15 protein-coding genes and 1 pseudogene are annotated in these 19542 nt (G+C 36.6%); 15 read left to right on the top strand and 1 reads right to left on the bottom strand.

The features are described from left to right. The first annotated feature begins 9 nt into the window (after nucleotides 1-9). The 10 genes and pseudogenes from ACIY19_RS07870 (at nucleotide 10) to ACIY19_RS07825 (ending at nucleotide 11027) form a co-directional block, all read left to right on the top strand. Complete coding sequence (locus ACIY19_RS07870; RefSeq protein ID WP_049522121.1) at nucleotides 10-621, top strand: V-type ATP synthase subunit D; 612 nt, start codon at nucleotides 10-12, stop codon at nucleotides 619-621. Nucleotides 622-709: 88 nt separating this feature from the next. Continuing rightward, nucleotides 710-1109 (top strand): annotated as a pseudogene (locus ACIY19_RS07865) (ATP-binding cassette domain-containing protein); the annotation flags it as partial. Between the two features lie 595 nt (nucleotides 1110-1704). After that, a complete protein-coding gene (locus ACIY19_RS07860; protein WP_000869759.1) occupies nucleotides 1705-2004 on the top strand; it encodes a hypothetical protein in 300 nt (99 codons plus the stop codon). Beyond that, complete coding sequence (locus tag ACIY19_RS07855) at nucleotides 1994-2509, top strand: hypothetical protein (RefSeq protein WP_409003122.1); 516 nt, start codon at nucleotides 1994-1996, stop codon at nucleotides 2507-2509. Before ACIY19_RS07860 ends, ACIY19_RS07855 begins: the two co-directional genes overlap by 11 nt. Further along, the gene (locus ACIY19_RS07850; protein ID WP_409003130.1) at nucleotides 2503-4347 is read left to right on the top strand and encodes a VirD4-like conjugal transfer protein, CD1115 family; all 1845 of its coding nucleotides are present in this window, start codon (nucleotides 2503-2505) and stop codon (nucleotides 4345-4347) included. Before ACIY19_RS07855 ends, ACIY19_RS07850 begins: the two co-directional genes overlap by 7 nt. Before the next feature lie 20 nt (nucleotides 4348-4367). After that, a complete protein-coding gene (locus tag ACIY19_RS07845) occupies nucleotides 4368-4610 on the top strand; it encodes a hypothetical protein (RefSeq protein ID WP_000627865.1) in 243 nt (80 codons plus the stop codon). Nucleotides 4611-4626: 16 nt separating this feature from the next. After that, on the top strand, nucleotides 4627-5481 hold the full coding sequence (locus ACIY19_RS07840) for a conjugal transfer protein TrbL (RefSeq protein ID WP_001054256.1): 855 nt from the start codon (nucleotides 4627-4629) through the stop codon (nucleotides 5479-5481). Between the two features lie 53 nt (nucleotides 5482-5534). Next, entirely contained in the window at nucleotides 5535-5894 is a 360-nt protein-coding gene (locus ACIY19_RS07835) for a PrgI family protein (RefSeq protein WP_001097589.1), read from the top strand. Next, on the top strand, nucleotides 5845-8202 hold the full coding sequence (locus ACIY19_RS07830) for a VirB4-like conjugal transfer ATPase, CD1110 family (protein WP_409003121.1): 2358 nt from the start codon (nucleotides 5845-5847) through the stop codon (nucleotides 8200-8202). The genes ACIY19_RS07835 and ACIY19_RS07830 overlap by 50 nt, the downstream gene beginning before the upstream one ends. 11 nt (nucleotides 8203-8213) lie before the next feature. Then, the gene (locus ACIY19_RS07825; RefSeq protein ID WP_409003120.1) at nucleotides 8214-11027 is read left to right on the top strand and encodes a phage tail tip lysozyme; all 2814 of its coding nucleotides are present in this window, start codon (nucleotides 8214-8216) and stop codon (nucleotides 11025-11027) included. A 30-nt stretch (nucleotides 11028-11057) separates the two neighbouring features. On the opposite strand, the gene ACIY19_RS07820 is transcribed toward ACIY19_RS07825, so the two are convergent. Continuing rightward, nucleotides 11058-11246 carry a hypothetical protein gene (locus tag ACIY19_RS07820; protein WP_071788347.1) on the bottom strand — a complete coding sequence of 63 codons (189 nt, stop codon included), beginning with the start codon at nucleotides 11244-11246 and terminating at the stop codon, nucleotides 11058-11060. Between the two features lie 18 nt (nucleotides 11247-11264). Between ACIY19_RS07820 and ACIY19_RS07815 the strand changes: the two genes are divergently transcribed. The 5 genes from ACIY19_RS07815 (at nucleotide 11265) to ACIY19_RS07795 (ending at nucleotide 19330) form a co-directional block, all read left to right on the top strand. After that, on the top strand, nucleotides 11265-11840 hold the full coding sequence (locus ACIY19_RS07815) for a PBECR4 domain-containing protein (RefSeq protein WP_155760977.1): 576 nt from the start codon (nucleotides 11265-11267) through the stop codon (nucleotides 11838-11840). Nucleotides 11841-11990: 150 nt separating this feature from the next. Next, nucleotides 11991-12401 carry a thrombospondin type 3 repeat-containing protein gene (locus tag ACIY19_RS07810; protein ID WP_037619229.1) on the top strand — a complete coding sequence of 137 codons (411 nt, stop codon included), beginning with the start codon at nucleotides 11991-11993 and terminating at the stop codon, nucleotides 12399-12401. A 47-nt stretch (nucleotides 12402-12448) separates the two neighbouring features. After that, the gene (locus tag ACIY19_RS07805; RefSeq protein ID WP_409003119.1) at nucleotides 12449-18661 is read left to right on the top strand and encodes a DEAD/DEAH box helicase family protein; all 6213 of its coding nucleotides are present in this window, start codon (nucleotides 12449-12451) and stop codon (nucleotides 18659-18661) included. Between the two features lie 74 nt (nucleotides 18662-18735). Beyond that, complete coding sequence (locus tag ACIY19_RS07800) at nucleotides 18736-19020, top strand: DUF5962 family protein (RefSeq protein WP_076984640.1); 285 nt, start codon at nucleotides 18736-18738, stop codon at nucleotides 19018-19020. A 13-nt stretch (nucleotides 19021-19033) separates the two neighbouring features. Next, the gene (locus ACIY19_RS07795) at nucleotides 19034-19330 is read left to right on the top strand and encodes a DUF5966 family protein (protein WP_076984639.1); all 297 of its coding nucleotides are present in this window, start codon (nucleotides 19034-19036) and stop codon (nucleotides 19328-19330) included. Nucleotides 19331-19542 lie beyond the last annotated feature (212 nt).

The following is a 19542-nucleotide window of genomic DNA, read 5'->3' as shown; positions in this document are numbered from 1 at the left end:
TGATTATCTATGGTACGTTTGAATGTAAAACCAACTCGTATGGAATTGAATAACTTAAAGGAACGTTTGAAAACAGCTGAACGTGGACATAAGTTATTAAAGGATAAAAGAGATGAATTGATGAGGCGATTTATTTCTTTGATTCGTGAGAATAATCAACTTCGGAAAGAAGTAGAAAGTTATCTAATTGATAATCTAAAATCCTTTGCAGTTGCTAAATCATTAGAGAATTCTCAAATGGTGGAGGAATTATTTTCAATTCCATCGAAAGAAATTGAATTATTTGTTGAGAAAGAAAATATCATGAGTGTAACAGTTCCTAGAATGCATATGAATATTACTTCTCAAAATGAGAACAGTGAATACAGCTATTTATCTTCTAATAGTGAAATGGATGATGTATTTGCTACAATGAATAGTTTAATTGATAAATTACTAAGACTGGCAGAAGTTGAAAAAACGTGTCAGTTAATGGCTGATGAAATAGAAAAAACACGTAGACGTGTAAATGGTTTAGAATACTCGATTATTCCAAACTTGTCGGAAACTATTCATTATATAGAATTGAAACTAGAGGAGGCAGAAAGAGCCAATTTAGTTCGTATTATGAAAGTGAAGTAGATCCTTTATTTAGATTATTAATTAGATGAACAAATATCAGCTTGGATAAGGCTTTAAGCCTTTCTAAGCTTTTTTGTTGACAGTATCAGGATATCTTTTTCAAAATTTTGGTTTGTTAGATAATGAAAATGTTTCTACTAATCTAGATTTAGGATTAGTAAATCTTAAATGTAATTATATAGAAAAAGATAAGTTAAAAAAAAGATGTATTAGCAAGAGTTGGTCTAACTCATATTCATCTGGAACAAAAGATATATGAATTGTCTGGCGGTGAAGCACAACGTGTTGCTTTAGCGAAAATCATTCTTAAAAATCCACCATTAATACTTGCGGATGAGTTGACTGCATCGCTCGTTCCTACGACTTCACAAGGAATTATGAAATTATTATTAGATATGAAAAATGAAAATCGTCTAATCATCATTGCAACTCATAATCCCGATATTTGGAATCAAGCAGATGAAGTTATAAATTTAAATCAATTATAGTTACTGTCAATAGATATCTTCTATATTTTAAAGTTATTTTATCTGAATCCGTAAAAGCAGTTCAATCTTGTACTGCTTTTTTCTTTTACGACTTACGCTGTTTGGTTTCATGAGCAAGCCCCTCAAAGTGAACTAATAACAAATCATGAGAAGTCATAGTGATGAAATTTCTGTAACAGAGGTAGAGCGAATTGCTGAACCATTAAATAAGTATCTCTCGAAGTAGAAGCGTATATTTTGACTTTTAGTTTGATAGAATGGTAGTTTGAAAATGTAAATGATAGCTACTGTTCATAAAACATAGAAGGTACGTACGATGTTGTGAGAGGAGCTAGAAATTAGCACTTACCTTATTATTCCAACAACCTCAAAAATGTGATAAAAATTTCAACTACTCTTATCTATAATAAAGCTACCTGTTCTTTGAAAATTGAATCCACTCCGTCTTGATTAGCGTGCCTGTGTAAGTAGGGACTGAGAGTATTTCCCTGTGAAGGGCAACTGGCACAAGACGTGTGTGAGAATTTTCTAACAGACACGGAGTTTATCGTTACCAGACTTAAACGATGCGACAAACTAGATAAAGGAGTTAATCATGAAGGTAGTAAACTTGTATGATTTGAAACAAATGGGAAATAAAGGTGGTTGTACCATCCAATTGATTCATCACTTTCCCTTTGGTATGGGCTTAGGACATCTCAAAAAAGACTACATTGAATTTAAACGTGTTGGTATCATTGATGGGAAAGCAGTAGAAGTTACTCTTCGAGAACCTTATTCGAGAGATCTACTGCAGGTTGTCAAGTCGATTAAGCAACGTCAGAAATTGATAGCTTATCGTTATAAAGAAGGAAAGCTGCTATTTGTGAAGAAGGAGGCATCAGATGTCCTCTGAACAACAGGAACGAATGGCAGTTCAATATGCTGAGCGTAGTCTTTTATTTACTGTCAAAAGTCTCTTAAAGATTCTAGAATGGTCTAGACGTCAGGCTCTAGCACAAGACTCTGCCTATAAGATAGGGGTACAGAAATTAGAAGAATTGCTACAATCTCCCTATGCGATTGATACGATTAATCTGAAGAAAGATTTTTTAGACAACCCAATTGATATAGAGAAATTTAAAGCTTTTTTAGAAAAAGAAGAGATTCCTTTAGCCATCGCTTGGCAAGGGGATTCTCTACATTTCTACACGAAAGACCGTTCGATTCTGGACAATCATTTAGACCATCTGTTAGAAAAAATGGTTAATGATCCGGAGAAATTAGCTGATTTTACCATGGATCAGTCACTAGACCAAGCAATTGATGAAGCTAAATCCCAAATTACCTTTAGACAAGAAGGAGCCGTCAAACAGAAAGAGATGGTAGTGGAAAGAAATTCCTACTATTCTCGCTGTTAGGCATCTTACTAGGCTATCTTTTCCATCGTTTGACGCTTTTGTATGATTCCTATACTGGAAATAGCTTAGATAAATGGACTCATCTTCTGATGGAAGGTCAAGATGAAGTTCTTCAGTCGCCATGGAATGTTTCCTTTACTGGAAAATCAAGTGCTTTTTTTCTACTAGGCTTTGTGATGATGTTGCTGGTTTATCTCTATCTAGAGACTGGCAAAAAACAATACCGAGAAGGGGTAGAATACGGGAGCGCCCGTTTTGGAACTCTAAAAGAAAAGAAGTTCTTTTACGGCAAGGACTTTTCTCATGATACGATCTTAGCACAAGATGTTCGTCTGACATTGTTAGATAAAAAACCACCCCAATATGATAGAAATAAGAATATTGCGGTGATCGGAGGTTCAGGAAGTGGGAAGACATTTCGCTTTGTGAAACCCAATCTGATTCAGATGAATAGTTCTAATATTGTCGTGGATCCTAAAGATCACTTGGCTGAGAAAACAGGCAAACTCTTTTTAGAACATGGCTACCAAGTAAAGGTGTTAGATTTAGTCAATATGAAGAACTCAGATGGCTTCAATCCTTTTCGCTATATAGAGACAGAAAATGATTTGAATCGCATGCTGACGGTTTATTTTAATAACACCAAAGGCTCTGGATCTCGTAGTGATCCATTTTGGGATGAAGCTTCTATGACTTTGGTACGAGCTTTAGCCTCTTACTTGGTCGATTTCTATAATCCACCCAAAACAAGAGAACAGCTCATTGAAGAGAGTCGTTTGAGTCAAACAGAATACCAAAACTTGTTGAAACGTCAAAAAAAAGAAGTGGAAGAGCGAAAAAAACGAGGGCGTTATCCAAGTTTTGCTGAAATCTCAAAACTCATTAAACACTTATCCAAGGGTGAAAACCAAGAAAAAAGTGTCTTAGAAATTTTATTTGAAAATTATGCTAAAAAGTATGGGACTGAAAATTTTACCATGCGAAATTGGGCAGATTTTCAAAATTATAAGGATAAGACCCTGGATTCTGTTATAGCTGTAACCACTGCTAAATTTGCCCTCTTCAATATTCAAAGTGTCATGGATTTGACCAAAAGAGATACCCTTGATATGAAGACATGGGGCCAGGAAAAATCAATGGTTTACTTAGTTATCCCAGATAACGATAGTACCTTTCGCTTTCTTTCAGCCCTCTTTTTTTCAACCGTATTTCAAACCCTAACAAGACAAGCAGATATTGATTTTAAGGGTCAATTGCCTCTTCATGTGAGAGTCTATTTAGATGAGTTCGCAAATATCGGAGAAATTCCAGATTTTGCTGAACAAACCTCAACAGTCCGTTCTCGAAATATGAGTCTCGTTCCTATTCTTCAAAATATTGCCCAACTTCAAGGGCTCTATAAAGAAAAAGAAGCTTGGAAAACCATTCTTGGGAACTGTGATAGTTTAGTCTACTTAGGTGGTAATGATGAAGATACCTTTAAATTTATGAGTGGTTTACTCGGTAAACAAACTATTGATGTTCGAAATACGAGTCGTTCCTTTGGCCAGACAGGTTCAGGATCCCTTTCTCATCAAAAGATTGCTCGTGATTTAATGACACCCGATGAGGTTGGAAATATGAAACGGCATGAATGCCTGGTTCGAATTGCCAATATGCCTGTCTTTAAAAGCAAAAAATACAATTCCATCAAGCATCCAAACTGGAAGTACCTAGCCAATCAAGAAACTGATGAACGGTGGTGGAACTATCAGATCAATCCTTTGAATCAAAGTCAAGAAAATCATCTTGAAGGCCTTAGAATTCGTGATTTAACTTTTGAATCTAGTTTAAAATAAAAATAGAAAAGAGGAAATAGATGATTACGCATTTTAAAGGTTTTGTTTATGGAGTAGACGCAAGTGCTATGTTTGCACAAGCTATGTCTTTGTTGCAGAAGGGATTGATTGCAGTTGGTGCCTTTCTTGTTGTTGTGGGGATTGTCAACCTTGCAACCAATATTAAAGATGGTGGACCAGGTGTTCGGAATGCCATTCTTGAAATTGTCGGTGGAGTTATGGTCGGGGCTGCTGGAGCCTTTGTAACCCAGATTTCAATTTAGGAGGATAAACAATGACATGAATCTTAGTTTAGTCTCACCCTTTGTTTACCTTGCATCTGAAAAAATATCAGCTGAAAATTTATTTGAAGGATTTAATGTAGATTTACAATCTACGGTAGATCTGATTAAATCTCTATCTAGCTACAATCCAACCGTTTGGACTTATATGTCTAGTATTACTAAAAGTGTCATGCAGCCTCTTGGAGTTGCGATTTTATCGGTTGTTCTCATCCTAGAATTTTCGAAGATGGCAAAGAAAATTGCTAACTCAGGTGGAGCGATGACCTTTGAAGCATTAGCCCCGATGTTGATTAGTTATATTATGGTCGCAGTTGTAATTACCAACACTACCGTCATTGTAGAAGCCATCATCGGGATTGCGAGTCATGCCATTGAACAAGTGGCTTCGATTGTGGCTCACGGTGGGGCAAAGTATGATACCATCTCTGGATTAAAAGGTTCAGGCTTTATTGGCCGGATGATTGTAGGATTTTTCGCCCTCCTCATTTGGCTTGTTCGGATAGTAAGTGCAGCCATGGTCAATCTTTTGGTATCTATTCGATTTATTCAACTCTACCTTATGATTCCATTTGCCCCTCTTACGATTCCAACATTTTTAAGTGATGAGTGGAAGTCTATTGGTATTGGCTATTTAAAAAATATTATGGTCTATGCGGTACAAGGGGTTCTTATTTTTCTGATTGTTTCTCTTGTCCCTTTGTTTGAATCTGCTGGGAAAATAGCTGTTTCAAATGGTGCGGGAGTCTTGCAATCACTTGCGATTATGTTTGGTAGTTTGATACAAGCTATCTTACTGATTATTGCTCTCGTTGGTTCTCAACGTACGGCTCGCTCAATCTTAGGTATGTAATTAGATAAAGGCTAGGAAGTGATTGCTTCTTAGCCTTTTTAGAAAGGAAAGTCATGAATACACGAGTCTTTAAAGACATCTCAAAATACCAACACAGGGCTTGGTTAGGTTTCACCACAAGGCAAATCATCTTTGTTTTACCAGCCTTTATTGTCACAATTATTGTTTTGGGCTTGAATCTCTTTTTCTGGCAATTTGGAGATTGGTTTGTTTACGGTTTTGTGTTTGCCTTTACCATCCCCCTCATGCTTTTTGGAGTCTATAAACCCAATGATTTATATTTTGAACATTATTTGAAATACCGTCTTCATTTTGAATTAACGGTTCCCCTACGCACAATTACAGGAAAGAAAGGACCTGAACATGAAAAGAAAATCAAATACATTAAAGAAACCAAAAACTTCAATGACTAATAAAAAGGAAGAAATTAAAGGAAAAAAAGAGGAAGTGTTACCCTCTACAGCGAATAGCCTTGCCTATCAAGCCCTGTACCAAAATGGTCTAATGCAGGTAAAAGAAGATTATTTCTCACAAAGCTACTTACTTGGGGACGTCAATTACCAAACTGTTGGTTTAGAAGATAAGGGCGCAATCATTGAGAAGTATTCTGATTTGATTAACTCTTTAGATGACCAAACCAACTTCCAATTGACCATCTTTAATAAAAGATTGAATTTAGAAAAGTTTAGACAGAGTGTTCTGTATGAGGAAAAAGAAGATGGGTATGATAGCTATCGTAAAGAATTGAATCGGATGATGAATCAAAATTTAGACAGTGGGGAAAATAACTTTTCGGCTGTGAAACTGATTAGCTTTGGTAGAAAGGATTCTAATCCTAAACAAGCCTATCGTTCCTTGTCTCAAATTGGAGAATATTTCAAGAGTGGTTTCTCAGAAATTGATGCTCGATTTGAATCCTTGGCTGGAGAAGAACGGGTGAACTTGTTGGCGGATATGCTTAGAGGAGAACACCATCTTCCTTTTTCTTATCGTGATTTAACGAGATCTGGTCAGACAACTCGTCACTTCATAGCGCCTAATCTCTTGGATTTTAAAAACAAGAATTACCTACAAATCAATGACCGCTTATTACAGATTGTCTATGTCAGAGACTACGGCATGGAATTAGGCGATCAGTTTATTCGAGACCTCATGCAAGGAGATTTGGAATTGATTGTAAGCCTTCATGCTCAAAGTTCGACTAAGGCGGATGCGATGAAGAAACTACGAACAAAGAAGACCTTGATGGAATCCCAAAAGATTGGGGAACAACAAAAACTAGCTCGTACAGGTATCTATTTGGAAAAAGTAGGTCATGTATTAGAAAGTAATATCGATGAAGCTGAAGAACTTTTAAAAACCATGACCGAGACAGGTGATAAACTGTTTCAAACGGTCTTCTTGATTGGGGTCTTTGGTCAGGATGAAGTAGAACTCAAACAAGCCCTAGACACTATCCAACAAGTGGCCGGCTCAAATGACCTAATGATTGATAAACTTCCATATATGCAAGAAGCAGCCTTTAATAGTTTGCTGCCATTTGGTTGTGATTTTTTAGAGGGAGTATCACGGAGTTTATTAACGTCCAATATAGCAGTGAACTCACCTTGGACTTCAGTAGACTTACAAGACCGTAGTGGGAAATATTATGGTATCAATCAAATATCAAGTAATATTATTACCATTGATCGCAGCCTATTAAATACACCGTCTGGTCTGATTTTAGGAACATCTGGAGCTGGGAAAGGGATGGCAACCAAGCATGAAATTATCACGACCAAAATCAAGGAATCTGGTGAAAATACAGAAATTATCATCGTTGATCCAGAAGCGGAGTACAGTGTCATTGGACGAGCTTTTGGTGGAGAAATGATTGATATTGCGCCCGATTCCCAAACTTATCTCAATGTCCTTGACTTGTCTGAGGAAAATATGGATGAGGATCCTGTAAAGGTAAAATCAGAATTTCTTTTATCCTTTATCGGTAAGTTATTGGATAGAAAAATGGACGGAAGAGAAAAATCGATTATCGACAGAGTCACCAGACTCACCTATCAGTCATTTAAAGAGCCTTCTTTGGAAGAATGGGTCTTTGTCTTGAGCCAACAACCAGAAGAAGAAGCGCAGAATTTGGCACTTGATATGGAACTGTATGTCGAAGGTTCTCTTGATATTTTTTCTCATAAGACCAATATTCAGACAGGATCTAATTTCTTAATCTATAATGTTAAAAAGTTAGGAGATGAGCTGAAACAAATTGCTCTTATGGTTGTTTTTGATCAGATATGGAATCGTGTCGTTCGGAATCAAAAATTAGGGAAGAAGACCTGGATTTATTTTGATGAAATGCAGCTTCTCTTATTAGATAAATATGCTAGTGATTTCTTCTTTAAATTGTGGAGTCGTGTCAGAAAATATGGAGCCAGTCCGACTGGGATAACCCAAAATGTCGAAACCTTATTGTTAGATCCCAATGGTAGACGGATTATTGCAAATAGTGAATTTATGATTCTTCTCAAGCAAGCAAAAAATGACCGAGAAGAATTGGTTCAACTCTTAGGATTGTCAAAAGAACTTGAAAAATACCTAGTCAATCCAGAAAAAGGTGCAGGACTGATAAAAGCTGGTTCCGTTGTCGTTCCATTTAAAAATAAGATTCCTCAAGGTACTCAATTGTTTGATATCATGAGTACAGATCCTGATAAAATGGCTTCTAATTAAGGGGAAGGTAAATGAAGGATAAAAGAGAAATCATACGTGCCCGAAAGGCATTTAGAAGAAGTCTAAAAGATGAGAAGAAATTCTTGAAAAAAGGAAAGGAGGAGGTGAAGAAACAGAAAAAAGATTCCGCTGTACTGGATGAAAAAGCATGGAAAAAAGAGATAAAGGAAAAGCTAGAGGAGATGAGAGAAGCTTCAAAGGCTAGAGTAAAACAAGCAAATGAAGACTACAATCATATTCTTCAAAATAGTCCTCCATCTCTTTTAAATCGTAAAGAATTAAGAGACAGACGGTTGCCTCATGCTAGGAAACGATTGAAAATAGCCAAGAAGCAATTTAAGGAAGCAAAGATAGAAGCAAAAGAAGAAAGAAAAGAGAGTCGTAAAGAAAGAAAAACCAATCAAAAATTTTTCTACGGTCAGGAATCGAAACATAAATCTAATTTTTTCTTTCAAGGAAAGAGTTTAGAAGAATTAAAAGCTAAGAAAGAAGTCAAGGCCGCAAAAGAGAATCTAAAATCTACTAAACAAGCCTATAAGTCCAAAAAAGTCAGTAGGAAAGCCAAAACTTTTCTTTATGTCCTTGGACGTGAAGGTGGAGAGTTAGCTTCAGAAAATGAAGATTTAGAAGGCTATCGCACACTTCAAGAGACAATTAGAAAAGGAAAACGCTACAGTCGCCTTTCTTATAACCTTGGAAAAGCTAGTGTCAAAACAGGACAAGCAACAGGTCGTTTTACCAAGAAAAGACTGACCAACACAAAAGAGCGATACCATCATTTTAAGGATGGAAAAGGATGGAAACTAGCGAAAGATAACCCAAGTTCCTTTAAAAATCGGTTTCGAAAATTAAAGAAACAAGGTCTTACAAGTGTCCGAAATATCTATCAAAAACTAAAAGCAGCCTTTTCCTTCTTTACATTTGCGGCTGGAAATCCTGTAACCTGGATAGTTGGAGGAATAGTCTTTCTTCTTTTACTTATAATGAGCTTCTTTTTAGGATTTTCATCTGCTAGTTTGATTCAACAAGATGAATTTGAATTAACAAAAGCTTATACCCACCTAACTTGGGAAGATGCAGAACATACTCGCACAAATGACAAAGGAATTACTTATTACACAAAAGTTGATGATGTGATGGGGTATATGAACTTTAAATTCCATGACTATGAGTTACACAAACCAGTTCACTTATTTAGTTCAGAAACTTACAAGGATTATCTGTCTACTTTGTGGCATGATTTAAACGATGGGGATGATTTGAAATCCATGCAAGACCTCTATGAAACTCCTAAGTATAAACTATCGAAAGACGATCAAGAGGAAATAAAGGAACTAAAAGAAGAGGGTATCTATACTTCCATGCAGGAATTGGACAATCCATTTGAGGGGAAAAGCAACGAAGATAGTCTAACCATGACTTATCGTTATGGATACTATGATTTAGACGGAAAACCTACTCTTCAGGAGTATATTCTACTAGAAGCGAAGGCTCACCAAACAATTGTCGCACCAATGGATGGTGTTGTATCTCTAGACGGAGATGATGTTATTCTCACTAACGGAAAAGGAGAGAATGAGAGTAGATTGACCTTGTATTCTATTCATAATGGCCGTGCGATTGAGGGGACAAGAGTCCTAACGGGTGATGTTATTGGTGAGACACCAGACGATACAGGTTTGAAAGTTTCCTATCAAAAGTATAAAAACAAGAAAGAAAAATTGGTGTATGTCAATCCGCAATTTTATTTTCCCAAAGTCATTCAACTTCAGACCACTATCTTACCTGCCATTGGTCAGTTTGGTGGGGATGAGTTTGAACGAGCGAAACATATTTATGAGTTTTTGAAATCTCAAGGGGCAAGTCCCCAAGCCATTGCGGCTATTTTAGGAAATTGGTCGGTAGAGTCTTCTATCAATCCTAAACGAGCTGAGGGAGATTATTTATCTCCTCCTGTTGGCGCTACCGATTCCTCATGGGATGATGAAAACTGGTTAGCGATAGGAGGTCCAGCCATTTATAGTGGTGCTTATCCTAATATTCTTCATAGAGGTCTAGGTTTAGGGCAATGGACAGATACAGCAGATGGGTCAACACGTCATACAGCCTTGTTGAATTATGCAAATATCAAAAATAAGAAGTGGTATGATTTAGACCTCCAACTTGATTTTATGCTTCATGGAGATAGTCCTTACTATCAAAGTTGGTTAAAGGATTTCTTTAAAAATACGGGCAGTGCAGCCAATCTCGCCCAACTCTTCCTCACCTATTGGGAGGGAAATTCTGGTGACAAACTACTGGAAAGACAAACCAGAGCAACGGAATGGTATTACCAAATTGAAAAAGGTTTCAGCCAAACAAATGGAGGACAGGCAAAGAGTGATCCGCAATCCCTTGAAGGGGTTCGTGGAGACTTGTATGAGCATTCTGTTCCTGGTGGTGGAGATGGTATGGCCTATGCCTATGGACAATGTACATGGGGTGTTGCGGCTCGTATGAACCAATTAGGCTTGAAATTAAAAGGAAGCAATGGAGAGAAGATTCCAATCATTAATACCATGGGAAATGGTCAGGACTGGGTTGCGACAGCTTCAAGTCTTGGTGGGGAAACTGGCTCTACACCAAGAGCAGGTGCTATTGTTTCTTTTGTGGGAGGTACACATGGCACACCAGCAGACTATGGTCATGTAGCTTTTGTAGAGAAGGTCTATGATGATGGTTCTTTCCTTGTGTCTGAAACTAACTATGGTGGCAACCCTAACTATACCTTTAGAAAAATCTCTCAAGCAGATAGTGCCATTAGTTTTGCCTATACTACGAAATAGAAGAGTTTACACTTGAAATTTTAGCTATTTTCAGGTAAAATAAATAGTGTAGATGAGTGGTCGGCTCATGGTCAATCTGATAGTAATCTTGGACATAAGGGCCAAGCGGTGGCGGACACCAGAACGAAATCCGATAGCAATCTTGGACGTAAGGGCCAAGCGGTGGCAGACACCAGAATAAACCGACTGACTAGGTGGCTTACAGACTCTGTAAACCACCTTTTTTGTGAGGAAAATATGGAAAATATGGAGAATTTTGAAGTTTATCGTAATCCTAATTACACCGAAAAAATAAAACTTCAGCGTTTTTTTACACAGTTACAAATTGCGGCTTCTTTTTTTAAAGAACACTTTGTTGGCAAAATCATGTATTATGAAACGGAAATTGAAAGTGTTGAACTTCATTTTTCACCTACTAATTTCATGCACCTATGTGGTGTTGATTACCGAAAAGGTGCAGGCAGTTTCTTTGATGATTGTTTAAATAGACATGTCATAATTGATGAGTTGAAAATAAAAAAAGATGGAACCACGATGCAAAAGTTACAAGTTTTAGGATCCATTGAGGAGTTATTGGGAAAGCATGTTCATCTAACTGGTTCAGGACGTTATTTGTATTTGGAGTTTGATTATGCTCTACGTACAAGAAAACAGATACTAGCATTAACATTGAAAGAGACATCTAGGAAAATTGTTCCTCAATCTTTATTAGATTTGAAGAGAAAGACAGTATTTCCAAAAGGTCAAAAAGTAATTTCAATTTACTCAAAACATTTACAAACGTCGGAACTTTTTTATTATTTAAAAGATTAGTTTACATATCTTTTGTGGCATAAAATATATTTTTATCATTTTAAGGAGAACGCAGTTTTGGCTCGTTCTCTTTTTTGTTGTGATACTTCTTTCAAGGAATATTTGGTAGGATTGGAGTGAAAAAAGATTAACTAGGAAAGAAGGAAGTATATGGAAGCCATTTATCAACGTGATTCGGATCAAGATGGACTAACTGATGCTCAAGAATTGGCGCTAGGAACCAATCCTCTTAGCGCAGATTCTGATGGTGATGGTCGTTCAGACTTAGTGGAAGTAGAAGAAGGAACCAATCCCTTAGAAAAGGATTTACAAGACATAGACCAAACAAGTATAACTGAACCGTCTTCAGTATTTATGGAAATGAAACAAAAGATTTCAGATATGATGGAGAGTCACTACAAGGAATTTATACAGGCTCTGATTAGTATTGAAACAGGGATTGAAAACCAACAAGACCTTGAAGACTTATATACTTACTACATGAGAACAGATGCCGTTTCTCTTTTGTCTAGTGATTTAGAAACCAGTCCTCAAGAGGTTGAAATGGAGATAGAGTTGTAGGGGAATCATGTGATTCTCCTATTTTCGTATAGATGAAAGGAGCGAGTATGGAAGTAATGCAATTATTGGCAATGTTTCGTGGAACAATTCCAAAAGATAGGGAGAAAATGGACCTATTTCTTCGCTATCAGGCGCAACATTTTGATGAGAAATGGCAGGACCTGGTAGAGAGTTTTTTGGCTGAAGAGTGCAAGATAGAAGAGATACCTCATGTCTATTCGTTTCATCAAGATATTATTTCTTTCCTAGAGGCTAGTTCTGAAAATAATGACCAAGATTTAGAAAGTTACACAAGAAATTTTGGACAAGCAGGTCTAAGTAAATTATCTCAATTAAGTAATTTTGAGAAAAACTTGGTGCTAGAAGTCGCAACCTATAACCTTTCCACTCGATTTTATATCCAATCTGAAAAAGAGAAGCTAACACCATTAAGTGAGCTTGTATGTCATCAGAAACAGGATGTCAATTTAGTCAATGTCTATCGGGTTGCGAATAATCTATCTGACCGCATTAGTAGAGATATAGAGGAGTTTCTTCTAATGGTTGATTCCAAAGAACTAAAAAAAGAGATTCTTGAGATTCATTTTGAAGAAAAAGAAGGAGAGGTTCTAGCCTATTTGGGTTCAGAATTGATGGCTACTTTAGATACCGTTACGAATCTTGTCCATCATGAAGAAAACTACCAACAACTTCCACTGACACAAAAGCTGATGATTATTACTCATTTTGATGAAGTAAAGGCTATAAGAGAAAAGTCTAAGCAAGTAGAGGAATCCTTATCTCCTTCAAGTGATATTGAACAGGAAACGGAAGAAACGAACTCCTTTTCTAATGTCGATAAAATTGTAGAAGAAGCTTTGAGGGAATATCCAATCGGTTCACAAGTAAGTTATAAAGGACAAGTATTTCAGTTGGTTTCGATTGAAAATGCACAGTTAAATGGCTTAGTTCGCCTAGAGCTATTCAATGATTCCAACCAGTTATTTGAAGAGAACCCTATCTTATACTTGAACAGTTTGGAAGAGATTGAACAAGCCTTATCTCTCGTAGAACTTGAAAAAGAAGATTCAGAGATTGAGATTGATTCATCAAGTGAAAGTCAGGAAATAGATTTGTTTTCCTATCTGGAAGAAGAAAATGAAAAGGATAAGGAAACAGAAACGCTTATTGTAGGCATAGAAGAGACGGATGTCCCTGTTCTAGATTTTGTTTTTCCAGATGATTTAGAGGACTTTTACCCTAAGACAAATCGAGAAAAAATTGAAACGAATATCGCCGCAATTGACCTTGTTAAAAGATTAGAAAAAGAGGGACGACAAGCGAATCCAGAAGAACAAGAACTACTAGCTAAGTATGTTGGATGGGGTGGTCTTGCCAATGAATTTTTCGATGAACTCAATCCAAAGTATGAAACAGAACGTTTAACTCTTAAGAGTTTAGTAAGTAAATCAGAGTACTCCACTATGAAACAAAGTTCTCTCACAGCCTATTATACAGACCCAATGATTATTCGCCAGATTTGGCAAAAATTAGTGGACGACGGCTTTGAGGGAGGAAGGATTTTAGATCCTTCTATGGGTACTGGGAACTTCTTTGCGGCTATGCCTAGAAGTATACGAGATAAATCAGAACTCTATGGGGTTGAATTAGACAGTGTGACAGGCGCAATCGCAAAACAACTACATCCCAATACCCATATTGAAGTGCGAGGATTTGAAGAAGTTCCCTATCAAAATAATAGTTTTGATTTAGTCTTAACGAATGTTCCTTTTGGAAATTTTCGCATTGCCGATAAAAACTATGATAAACCTTATATGATTCATGATTACTTTGTCAAACACTCACTTGATTTAGTAAGAGACGGAGGACAAGTGTCGATTATCTCATCTATCGGGACAATGGATAAACGGACAGATAATGTTTTACAAGAGATTAAAACCAATACTCATTTTTTAGGGGGAGTTCGTTTGCCGGATACAGCTTTTAAAAAGATTGCAGGTACTCGAGTGACCACAGACCTCCTCTTCTTTCAAAAGGATCAAGCAAAGAATCTTAATGAAGAGGAACTTGTTTTTAGTGGTTCTATTCCGTTTGAGGAGGATAAGCGTGTCTGGATCAATCCTTATTTTGATGGGAAATACAACACACAAGTTTTGGGTGAATATGAAGTACGTAATTTTAATGGAGGAACCCTCAATGTTAAGGGGGTATCAGAAACATTAGCTACTGACATTATGGAATCATTAGAGAATGTGGAAGCACCTAAACCAATTGACAATTCTTTGAAAGCACCTGTTTTTATCCAAGAAGAAGTGGATAATTCTATCCCAAGTCGTATACGTGAGAACTTAGCGCTCTATTCTTTTGGATATGAGGGAAATCAAATTTATTACCGAGATACGCATGGCATTCGGAAAAGTTCAAAAGTAGACGAAATTAGTTATTATGTAGATGATAAGGGAGATTTTAAAGCATGGGACAGTTCTTTGTCTGAACATAAAATAGACCGATTCGTTCAACTTCATTTGACAGATGAGGAAGCACTAGATGTTTACAAGTCAGAAGAAGCGAGTAAAAGAGGGAAATATAAGGGACTGTTCAAAAAAACTGTCTTTTATGAAAGCCCCTTATCGGATAAGGATATTAGTCGTATTAAGGGCATGGTTGATTTGAGAGAGACCTATCAATCCTTAATTAAAATTCAACGTCATCAAGATTATAGTCGGACAGATTTTCAGGTATTACTTAGTAAACTCAATCATGACTATGACCGCTTTGTAAGTCAATTTGGATACTTGAATGCCTCAATCAATCGGAACTTATTTGATAGTGACGATAAGTATTCCTTACTAGCTAGTTTGGAAGATGAGTATATTGATTCTAAAGACCAGAAAGTGAAATATAAAAAATCTTTAGCTTTTGAGAAAGCATTGGTTAGACCAGAGAGAGTGATTGCAAGAGTTTCAACGGCTCTAGATGCCTTAAACTCTAGTTTATCGGATGGTAGAGGGGTTGATTTAGACTATATGGTATCAATTTACCCTGAACATAGCCAAGCTGCTATTTTAGATGAGTTAGGTGACCAGATTTTAATGGATCCAGAAAGCTATTTAAGAGGAGAAAGAAAATATCTTTCTAAGAACCAGTTTTTATCAGGAGATATTCTCAACAAGATAGAAGTAGTTCAACTATTAGTAGAGGAAAACAACCAAGAATATGATTGGAACCATGCTTTAGATTTGTTAGAATCTGTTCGCCCTCCACGGATTCATCTGGCAGATATTGAGTTTAAAATAGGGTCACGTTGGATTCCTCAATCCGTTTATGGTAAATTTGCCTTTGAATGTTTTACCAATCGTGAATTTGAATTGTCTTCGCCAGATGTTGAACAAGTCATTGAAGTGAATCCTGTCGATGGCCAGGTTCATTTAAGGACATCATTTGCTTATCGCTATCCAAGTGCCAAAGATAGTAGTCTTGGAGTCAGTGGGTCACGTTATGATACAGGAAGAAAGGTTTTTGAGAATTTACTAAATTCAAACCAACCGACGATTACTATGACTGTTACGGAAGGAGAAAAGAAAAAGACCATCACAGATTTGGAAAAAACCTCTGTTCTAAGAGCAAAAGAGCAGCATTTACAAGAGCACTTTCAAGACTTTGTCTCACGGTATCCAGAAGTCCAACAAGTTATCGAAGAAAGTTATAATCGTCTTTATAATCGAACGGTTAGTCGAGAGTATGACGGTAGCCATCTAGTCATTGATGGCTTAGCACAAAACATCAGTCTTCGTCCTCACCAAGAGAATGCTATTCAAAGAATCGTAGAAGAAAAAAGAGCCTTATTAGCTCATGAGGTAGGTTCAGGAAAGACCTTGACAATGCTTGGTGCTGGGTTTAAATTAAAGGAGTTGGGGATGGTTCATAAGCCCTTGTATGTGGTGCCCTCTAGTTTGTCTGCTCAGTTTGGCCAAGAAATCATGAAATTTTTCCCGACTAAAAAAGTCTTTGTGACCACTAAGAAAGATTTTGTGAAGGCGAGAAGAAAACAATTTGTGTCCCGTATTATTACAGGAGATTACGATGCCATTGTCATTGGGGATTCTCAATTTGAAAAAATCCCTGTCAGTAAGGAAAGACAGATGAACTATATAGAGGATAAACTTAATGAACTACGAGAGATTAAAACACATTCTGAAAATAAGTATACCGTTAAAGAAGCAGAGCAATCAATAAGTGGTCTAGAGAAACAATTGGAAGAACTCCAACGCTTCAATCGTGATAGCTTTATTGATTTTGAAAATCTAGGAATTGATTTTCTCTTTGTGGATGAAGCACATCACTTTAAAAATATTCGTCCAATTACTGGACTTGGGAATGTAGCAGGGATTACCAATACAACGTCTAAGAAGAATGTGGATATGGAAATGAAGGTTCGACAGATTCAGGAAGAACATGATTTTAAAAATATTGTCTTTGCGACAGGAACACCTGTTTCCAATTCTATTAGTGAGTTATATACTATGATGAACTATATTCAACCAGATATCTTAAAACGTTATCAAGTTGATTATTTTGACTCTTGGGTAGGTGCTTTTGGAGAAATTCAAAACTCTATGGAATTAGCTCCTACAGGGGATAAGTACCAACCTAAGAAGCGATTTAAAAAATTTGTCAATCTTCCTGAGTTGATGAAAATCTATAAAGAAACAGCCGACATTCAAACACAAGATATGTTGGATTTACCTGTTCCAGAAGCTCATATTATCCCTATTGAGAGTGAGTTAACTGAAAACCAGAAACTCTATTTAGAAGAATTAGTTATGAGGTCAGATGCGGTTAAATGTGGAACAGTTGATCCAAGCCAGGATAACATGTTAAAAATTACGGGTGAGGCACGAAAACTAGCTATTGATATGCGTTTATTGGACTCTAGCTATAGTCTAGCAGACAATCATAAACTGCTTCAGGTAGTGGATAATGTTGAGAGAATTTATCGTGAGGGAATGGAAAATAAGGCTACTCAGATGATTTTTTCAGATATTGGCACACCTAAGAAAAAGGATAATGGCTTTGATGTCTATTCTGAAATAAAGGCTTTATTAGTTGATAGAGGAGTCCCTAGTAAAGAAATTGCCTTTGTACATGATGCCAATAGTGATGAAAAGAAGAATAGTTTGTCTCGAAAAGTCAATGCAGGAGAGGTGCGGATTCTCCTTGCTTCAACTGAAAAAGGAGGAACAGGTTTAAATGTTCAGAGCAAGATGAAAGCAGTTCATCACCTGGATGTACCGTGGAGACCAAGTGATATTCAGCAACGCAATGGACGGATTATCCGACAGGGAAATGAAAACAAGGAAGTGGATATTTACCACTATATTACCAAAGGTTCGTTTGATAATTATCTATGGGCAACTCAGGAGAACAAACTCCGTTATATTAAGCAGATTATGACTTCTAAGGAGCCGATTCGTGCTGCAGAAGATATTGATGAGCAGACCATGACAGCTTCTGATTTTAAGGCACTAGCAACAGGTAATCCTTATCTCAAATATAAGATGGAACTAGAGAATGATCTAACTCTATTAGAAAATCAAAGACGCGCCTTTCAGCGCAGCAAGGATCACTATCGTCATACAATCTCCTACTGTGAAGAAAATATGCCCATTCTTGAGAAACGATTAAGCAAGTATGAAGGCGACATTCAACAGTCTGAAATGTCGAAAGACCAGGCATTTTCTATGACGGTAGGTAAGCAAGCTTTTGATCAACGATCTGAAGCAGGGGAATCCCTACACCGTCTTATCCGTCATAATCAAGCTGACAGCAAAGAATTTCGAACCCTAGCAAGCTATCGAGGATTTGACATTAAAATGCTTAGTCTTCCAACAAATCAACCTCTTCCTGAAACCTTCTCTGTTAAGATTGTAGGAGAAAATCAGTATTCTGTCAGTTTAGATTTGTATTCTCCTTTGGGGACAATTCAAAGGCTTCAGCATACGATTGATCACATTAAAGAGGACCAAGTAAAAACACAGAACCTATTGGATGAATTAAAGGATAAATGGACTACTGCTAAAGTAGAAATTGAGAAAAATTTTCCAAAGGAAGAGGAGTATCAAACTAAAAAGGCCGAATACGATGTACTCGCGCCATTGATTGAAACAGAAACGGATTTAGATATTATTGATCAGGCCTTAAGACAATTCTACGAAAAAGGAAAAGAAAAGCAAGAACAACTTTCTTTTGAATTAGATTAAAAAATATATATAAATAGCGGACAAGAAAAGAAAAGCGCGGTAAAATAAAGATAGAAAGAAATGAGGTAACGATTATGATGGAAGATACCTATTATCAATTAGAAGAGGCCTTGGTACAGGGATTTCAAACACCTGAAGAATACAATGCCTACAAGGAATTAAAGGAACATTATGAGGAGGTGACAGGCGATTACAGCTTTTCTATACGAGAACTCACTAGCCAATTGGAAATCGCTCTTCAGAATCATCGAGATGTGGACTTTGAAGAACATGAGAAAGAGGAGTATTTGGACTTAGTTCAAAAATTAGAAGAGTTTGATTATTCTCTTGCCACCCATTATCGTCAGTTGATTGATTAGGAAGGAGAAAGTCATGAATGATTTACTCCTTATCCCAGTAATTTTTCTAGCAGTAGGAGGAATTCTCATTCTTTTATGGAGACTCTTTCTTATTGCAAGTGGACTTTTCCTTATTGGTTTTGTCAGTTTTCTTATTTTCGTAGAGGTCTATGGAATTTATTTGTTCTTTACTGAACCTAGTTTATATTTTGATGATATCAGACAACATGGTTTAACTAGTTATACGGCTGTGTACCTTTTCATCAATCTGATGTTGGTTCTAGGATTCAGTTGGCGCTTCATTAACTCCATAAATAAGAAAAAAATGTGAACTTTTTAGATTGTCAAAAGACTTTATTCAAAGGTAGGTTTGAATAGAGTTTTTTGTTGATGTGCTTATAATCCAGTCTCAATACTCTGTATTAGAAACAAAAAGAGATGAATTAAAATTAAAGTGTACAGAATGAGTCAAGTCCAGACTCCTGTGTAAAATGCTATACAATGTTTTTACCATTTCTACTTATCAAAATTGATGTATTTTCT

Source organism: Streptococcus sp. ST14, from assembly GCF_046098195.1.
Taxonomy (GTDB): domain Bacteria; phylum Bacillota; class Bacilli; order Lactobacillales; family Streptococcaceae; genus Streptococcus.
Note: the sequence above shows the minus strand (reverse complement) of the source record. Positions and strands in the feature narration are given on the sequence as shown.